This window comes from Paenibacillus thalictri (assembly GCF_004307995.1).
GTDB lineage: Bacteria > Bacillota > Bacilli > Paenibacillales > NBRC-103111 > Paenibacillus_AF > Paenibacillus_AF thalictri.
This window is the reverse complement of record NZ_SIRE01000012.1, coordinates 280,182-287,416: the sequence shown is the minus strand read 5'-3', so window position 1 is coordinate 287,416 and position 7,235 is coordinate 280,182. Positions and strand designations below refer to the sequence as shown.

Annotated in this window: 4 protein-coding genes and 1 rRNA gene; all 5 read right to left on the bottom strand. The window is 48.8% G+C overall.

Annotated features, from left to right (window positions below):
- A 16S ribosomal RNA gene (locus EYB31_RS18640) occupies nt 1-213 on the bottom strand; the annotation flags it as partial.
- Between the two features lie 268 nt (nt 214-481).
- Complete coding sequence (locus EYB31_RS18635; RefSeq protein ID WP_131014873.1) at nt 482-1,546, bottom strand: HD-GYP domain-containing protein; 1,065 nt, start codon at nt 1,544-1,546, stop codon at nt 482-484.
- Nucleotides 1,547-1,632: 86 nt separating this feature from the next.
- On the bottom strand, nt 1,633-4,104 hold the full coding sequence (gene gyrA / locus EYB31_RS18630; protein ID WP_131014872.1) for a DNA gyrase subunit A: 2,472 nt from the start codon (nt 4,102-4,104) through the stop codon (nt 1,633-1,635).
- Between the two features lie 66 nt (nt 4,105-4,170).
- Entirely contained in the window at nt 4,171-5,316 is a 1,146-nt protein-coding gene (locus EYB31_RS18625; protein ID WP_165452476.1) for a polysaccharide deacetylase family protein, read from the bottom strand.
- 2 nt (nt 5,317-5,318) lie between these two features.
- Nucleotides 5,319-7,229: a DNA topoisomerase (ATP-hydrolyzing) subunit B gene (gene gyrB / locus EYB31_RS18620; protein ID WP_131014870.1), complete on the bottom strand. Its 1,911-nt coding sequence runs from the start codon at nt 7,227-7,229 to the stop codon at nt 5,319-5,321.
- Nucleotides 7,230-7,235 lie beyond the last annotated feature (6 nt).

Genomic DNA, 7,235 nt, shown 5'->3' with positions numbered 1-7,235 from the left:
TTGCCCCGTGTTTCTTGATCTCCTCATGCGAGAAAACCACTCATCCGGTCTTAGCTACCGTTTCCGGTAGTTATCCCGATCTTACAGGCAGGTTGCCTACGTGTTACTCACCCGTCCGCCGCTAACCGTCCCCGAAGGAACGATCCGCTCGACTTGCATGTATTAGGCACGCCGCCAGCGTTCGTCCTGAGCCAGGATCAAACTCTCCATTAAGGTTTGTTTAATATAGCTCAATTCATTGCTGACTTGCTTGTTTTACATTCACTCGTTGTTCAGTTTTCAAAGAGCAATTTTCTTGTCATTTCTTGCCGTCGTTTTAGCGGCGACTTTTATAATATAGCACATTTGCCTAGTTCGATGCAAGCACTTTTTTTATTTTCTTTTTTCTTGAAAAATTTAAGTGCCGTCGAAGCAGCGAAAGTTAATGTACCATAACTATCAGACCAAAGTCAAGCTTCACGGCACTCTTTTTTTCAAAACCTTACTTTTGGATGACGTCCTTAATGAAGAGGTTCCGTTCTAAGGTTAAATTAACAATTGTTCCATTCACATTAACCCATGGACGCGTCGGATTCGAGCGGTCGGAAAAAACGATTTCTCCAATCCGGTTATCGCTGAGTTTAACCAGGGTTCCATTATGGAACTGTGTGACCTTATTAATAAACGTCTGGATCATAGAAGGATCCATCTTCCCGAAAGCCTCGGTAAACAGCTGCTCAAGCACCAGATAAGGCGATGCCGCTTTCTTATGGGCCCGATGGTTGGTCATGGCATGGAACATATCGGCTACCGCGACGATTTTGGCGTATACGTGAATCTTATCGCCTTTTACGCCAAGCGGGTAGCCCGAACCGTCTTCGCGTTCATGATGCTGTACGGCGCATAACTTAACGCCTTCGTTAATAGCAGGCACCGACTTTAGAATGCTGTAGCCGATGACAGTATGCTTCTTCACTTCCTCCAGCTCGGCTGGAGTCAGTTTAGCCGGTTTATAAAGAAGATTATCGTCAATCTTGGCATTCCCGATATCATGCAGTAATCCGCCGAGAGCGATCGGCATTAAATCCTTCTGCGGCATTCCGTGCCATTTGGCCAGCATATACGAAGTGAGGGCAACCATAATGCTATTATGATACAAAAAATCCCTCACCGTGTTGTTGCGCGGAGTGAAGGTCAACACATTATAGAAATCGATATTTTGAATCAGCGCTTCCATATGAGTGCGAATTTCCAAGATAGGCAAGCTTTGATTCGACTCTGCCAAAGTAAAAACCCGCTTCAGCAAATTAAACATCTTATCATATTGCTGATAAAATGGCAGCACCGTATTAAACATTTCCTCCTGAGTCTGTTCTTCGGCAGAAACCTCAGCTTCGCCAGTCTTTGACTCAATCATAATGTTGGGTACCATAAATGCCTTTAAAACCTCAATATCGCGCTCTGTAACAATCTTTCCTTTTTGAAAAAGAACGCCCCCGAGCTTCGTCTGAACGTTCTCGATTATTTTCTCGCCGGACTTTAGCTGTGAAACGGGAATAGTTGCCATGGAACTCCCCTCACTTTATGTGATGTGTAGCTTTATTTTAAAACAAAAAGAATGGGGATGTAAGCCCCATTCCTTAAATTTGTAAATTATTCTTCTGATTCTTCAGAACTAATTTCATCGTTTTCGAGGGCATCATCGCTTTTTTCAACCCGTGTAACCGTCGAAACCTCGTCTTCATCACGGATATGGATAAGTCTTACGCCCTGGGTATTCCGACCCATAACCGATATACCATCCATACTGGTCCGAATAATCGTTCCCATCGCCGTAATAATCATCAGGTCCTCATCATCCTTAACGACCTTCAGTCCGACGACCATACCGTTTTTGGTTGTCACGTTAAGCGTCTTGATTCCTTTGCCGCCGCGCGTCTGCATGCGGTATTCGGATACAGGCGTCCGTTTGCCGAAGCCCTTGGACGTGACGATCAACACGGTATTGTTCTCATCGGCGACATCCATATCGATAACCGCATCGTCATCGTTTAACTGAATGCCCTTAACCCCCGTAGCGCCACGGCCCATCGGACGAACGTCCTCTTCAGGGAAGTGGATGGAGATCCCTTCCTTCGTGCCCATGATGATCGATTGTTTGCCATCGGTCAGTTTGACGCCAATCAAATCGTCGTCTTCACGGAGAGTCAGCGCAATTAAACCGCCTTTGCGGATATTCGAGTAATCGTCGAGCGGTGTCTTTTTGACAATACCGTTCTTCGTCGCAAAAAATAAGTATTTATCCGAATCAAACGATTCAACGGGAATTACCGCATTGACGGTTTCCCCTTGCTCGATTTGAATTAGATTGATGATCGGCGTACCTCTGGCGGTCCGGCTCAAATCCGGAATTTCATAAGCCTTAAGTTTGTACACCTTTCCTTTGTTCGTAAAGAACATGAGGTATTGATGCGAATTCGTAACGAAAAGATGCTCGACGAAGTCGTTATCTTTTGTATCCATACCAAGCACACCGCGGCCGCCGCGTTTTTGACTGCGGTAAGTGCCGACCGGCAGACGTTTGATATAACCCGTATGCGAGATTGTAATAATCACGTCCTCTTGCGGGATCAAATCTTCGTCCTCAATGCTCTCTTCGCCAATCGTAATCTCCGAACGGCGGTCGTCGCCGAAGCGGTCTTTTATCTCGTTCAGTTCTTCACTGATGATATTAAGCACAAGCTGCTCATCGGCAAGAATAGCTTTGTATTCAGCGATTTTTAGCAGCAATTCTGCGTATTCCTCTTCGATTCTCTCGCGCTCCAACCCGGTCAAGCGCTGCAAACGCATGTCCAGAATAGCCTGGGCTTGATCGTGGCTGAGCTGGAATTGGGTCATTAACCCATTGCGCGCTTCTTCAGTCGTACGCGAAGCACGAATTAAAGCGATGACTTCGTCCAGATGATCAAGAGCAATGCGCAGCCCTTCCAGAATATGAGCCCGCGCTTCCGCTTTGCGCAATTCAAATTCCGTACGCCGGCGGATAACGACTTTCTGATGCTCCAGGTAATGATACAGCATTTCCTTCAGGTTAAGCACCTTCGGTTCGCCATTGACAAGCGCAAGCATAATGATACCGAAATTGGACTGCATTGCCGTATGTTTATACAAGTTGTTCAGCACAACGCTCGGATTGACGTCACGGCGCAGCTCAATGACGATGCGCATGCCGTTGCGGTCGGACTCATCGCGCAAATCGGTAATTCCGTCGATTTTTTTCTCGCGGACCAATTCGGCGATTTTCTCAATCAAACGTGCCTTAATAACCTGGTAAGGAAGCTCGTTGACGATGATGCGCGCCTTATTGTTGTTCTCTTCAATAACGGCTCTCGCCCGCATCGTAACCGAACCTCTGCCCGTCGTATAAGCATGTCTGATCCCTTCGCGGCCTAGAATAAACCCGGCAGTCGGAAAGTCAGGGCCCTTGATGTATTGCATCAGTTCAAGCGGCTCGGCTTCCGGATTTTTCATCAAGTGCTGCAATCCGTCAATAACCTCCCGCAAGTTATGCGGCGGAATATTGGTGGCCATACCTACGGCGATCCCGGAGGAACCGTTCACGAGCAGGTTGGGGAAACGCGCCGGCAGAACGGCCGGTTCATGTTCTTCACCGTCGTAGTTCGGGATAAAATCAATGGTTTCTTTGTTAATATCACGCAGCAATTCCATCGCTATTTTGGAAAGACGCGCTTCCGTATATCGCATCGCCGCGGCAAAGTCGCCGTCGATCGAACCGAAGTTTCCGTGTCCGTCCACCAGCATATAACGCAGCGAGAAGTCCTGCGCCATCCGGACCATGGTTTCATAAACGGCCGAGTCGCCATGCGGATGGTATTTACCGATGACTTCGCCGACGATTCTCGCTGATTTTTTGTAAGGCTTATCCGGTGACATTCCGAGTTCGGACATCGCGAATAAAATGCGGCGATGTACCGGCTTTAGGCCGTCCCGAACATCAGGGAGCGCGCGGCTGACGATGATGCTCATCGCATAATCCATAAAGGACGTGCGCATCTCCGTACCGATGTCGATCTCTTTAATTTGCGAACGTATTTCTTCGGCCATGACGGACCTCCTGAAATTTTAAATAAACGCTGGTATTGCAAGCGAAAGCCAGCAAGCCCATTCACATCAATTCACCGAAGGAGTAAGTCTGCGGTAAACCATACCCGTGTTGCCGTTATAAGTGACGCGGCTTCCGAACATGGTTTGCAAATCTCCTGTAGTGATGTAATAACGGTCTTTTACACGAAGCAATGGCTCTTGCATTTGAAAGGACCGATCAGCCGCTACGGCTGAACTGCTGCCTTCCTTCAAATTCCAGCGATTGTCTCCCCACTGCAGCTCCACTGTCCCGTTAGGTTCCAAAGTACATTTCCCGCCCAATTGCTGCGTCGAGTTTTGAAGATCAAGTTTCTCCGGAAGCGAAGAAACGATACGTTTAATGATGAGATTATGCAACGATTGCGGATGAATAAAAGGGCTCCCCGCATTAATTCTAGGAGTCTGCAGCAGTTCGTCGCTGCGGCTTGCCATTTCGCTAACCGTAGTAAATGCATATTTAATGCCGGCCTGCGGCAGCAGCTGCGCCGATGGAGAATCGAGCGATCCGAAAGGATACGCAAACGCATCGATAGGCTGAGGGCTCAGCTGCTCAAGCTTGCTTACACAACGGCTCGTGTCCTGTACGATTCGGGTAGCATATTCGGCATCCGATTCTTTATGTCCGTCTTTTAATAACCGGCTTGTAAAAAGCGGGCTTCCGTCATCCTGCTTGCCATGCAAACTATCTGAATGGCATTCCATATCAAAATTGACGGAGTGATTCATAATCTCCCGAATTTGATCCCGCGACATGGACGGGATGAGCGAGCCCATCGGGTTGTCCAAATCCTTGGTGATCACAAAATCAACCGCCGGTATTCCCAGCTTGGCCATAATCGGGTAGGCTTTTGTGTAAAAACTTTCGTACCCGTCGTCAAAGGTAACCAGCACCGCATTGGGCGGAACCGGTCCCCCGGATTTATAATCCCTAAACTGCTGCAACGTAATAAAATGATACCCCCGGCTCAGCAAATCTTTCAGCTGATTCTCAAATAATGCCGGGGTGATGGTCACGTCGCTTTGTACATGCTCGTCAATATGATGGTACGCAATGACGGCTACTTGATCCTCGTACCAAACTTCCGTTTGCCCGCCTAGCCATACGGGAGAAAACAGAAGGAGCAAGAGGACAAGCAGCCATCCCAAGGGCTTAACAGGCCATAAACGAAGCATATCTAGATATCCAGATTTTTCACATATTTAGCATGCTCTTGGATAAAATCCCGGCGCGGTTCGACATTGTCGCCCATCAACGTGTCAAACATCGCATCGGCTTCCATCGCATCTTCAATAGTCACTTGCAGCATGGTACGGATTTCCGGATCCATCGTTGTTTCCCACAACTGCTCGGGATTCATTTCTCCCAGACCTTTATAGCGCTGCACGTTGACTTTCTGCCCTTCGCCGAATTCCTGCATAGCGGCGTCTCTCTGACGGTCGTTATAGGCGTAACGAACGACCTTGTTTTTCTCCAGCTTATACAGCGGCGGCTGAGCGATGTATACATATCCGTATTCGATCAGCTTACGCATATACCGGTAGAAGAAGGTAAGCAGCAGCGTACGAATGTGCGCGCCGTCGACGTCGGCATCGGTCATGATGATGATTTTGTGGTAACGGGCTTTGCTGATATCGAAGTCGTCGCCAATTCCGCAACCAACTGCGGTAATAATGGCTCTGATCTCGGCATTGGACAAAATTTTGTCCAGCCGCGCTTTCTCCACGTTTAATATTTTTCCGCGCAGCGGCAGGATCGCTTGAAAATGCCGGTCGCGTCCCTGTTTTGCGGAGCCGCCCGCAGAGTCACCTTCGACGATATACACTTCGCTGATCGAAGCGTCCTTGGACGAACAATCGGCGAGTTTGCCGGGCAGCGAGCTGACTTCCAGCGCGCTTTTGCGGCGGGTCAATTCTCTGGCTTTTCTAGCCGCTTCGCGGGCTCTCGCCGCTTGAATCCCTTTCTCTACAATCCGCTTGGCAACAGCCGGATTCTCTCCCAGGAATTCCTGCAGTTTCTCGGAAAATACCGACTCGACGATTCCTCTGACTTCGCTGTTCCCCAGCTTTGTCTTGGTCTGGCCTTCAAATTGCGGCTCGGGAATTTTGACCGAAATGATCGCGGTCAAACCTTCACGCACATCATCGCCGGACAAGTTCGAATCGCTGTCTTTAATCGCATTATATTTACGGGCGCAATCGTTCAAAATACGCGTCAACGCGCTTTTGAAGCCGGATTCGTGTGTGCCGCCCTCATGGGTATGAATGTTGTTGGCAAACGAATAAATGTTCTCGGAATAGCTGTCGTTGTACTGAAGCGCGACTTCCACCTGGATGTTGTCTTTGGTCCCCTCGGCAAAAATCGGCGGTTGATGCAGCGCTTCGCGATTGCGGTTCAAGTATTCGACGAAAGAAACGATACCGCCTTCGTATACGAACGAATTGGACACGCCTGTCCGTTCGTCGGACAGCGATATTTTGAGGCCTTTATTCAAAAAGGCCAGCTCGCGAATACGGGATTGCAGCGTATCGTAGTCATACTCAAGCGTCTCGGTGAAAATCTCCGGGTCGGGCTTGAACGTAACCGTCGTCCCCGATTCATCCGATTCGCCAACCACTTTCAAGTCGTACTGCGGCGCACCGCGGCGGTATTCCTGCATATGAATCTTGCCTTCACGTTTGACCTGTACGGTCACGTGCTCGGATAAAGCATTCACTACGGAAACGCCAACGCCGTGCAAGCCGCCGGATACCTTATAGCCTTCGCCGCCGAATTTACCGCCAGCATGAAGTACGGTCATAACGACTTCCAAAGTCGACTTTTTCAATTTTACATTCTCGCCTACGGGAATCCCCCGGCCGTTATCAACAACCGTTACGCTGTTGTCTTTATGAACAATAACCTCGATATGCGTACAAATACCGGCCAGCGCTTCGTCGATACTGTTATCGACCACTTCCCATACGAGATGGTGGAGCCCTCTGGAGCTCGTGGAGCCGATGTACATGCCGGGACGTTTGCGAACCGCTTCAAGTCCTTCAAGTACTTGAATCTGACTCTCATCATACGTGTGTTGATTAACAGACATCTATAA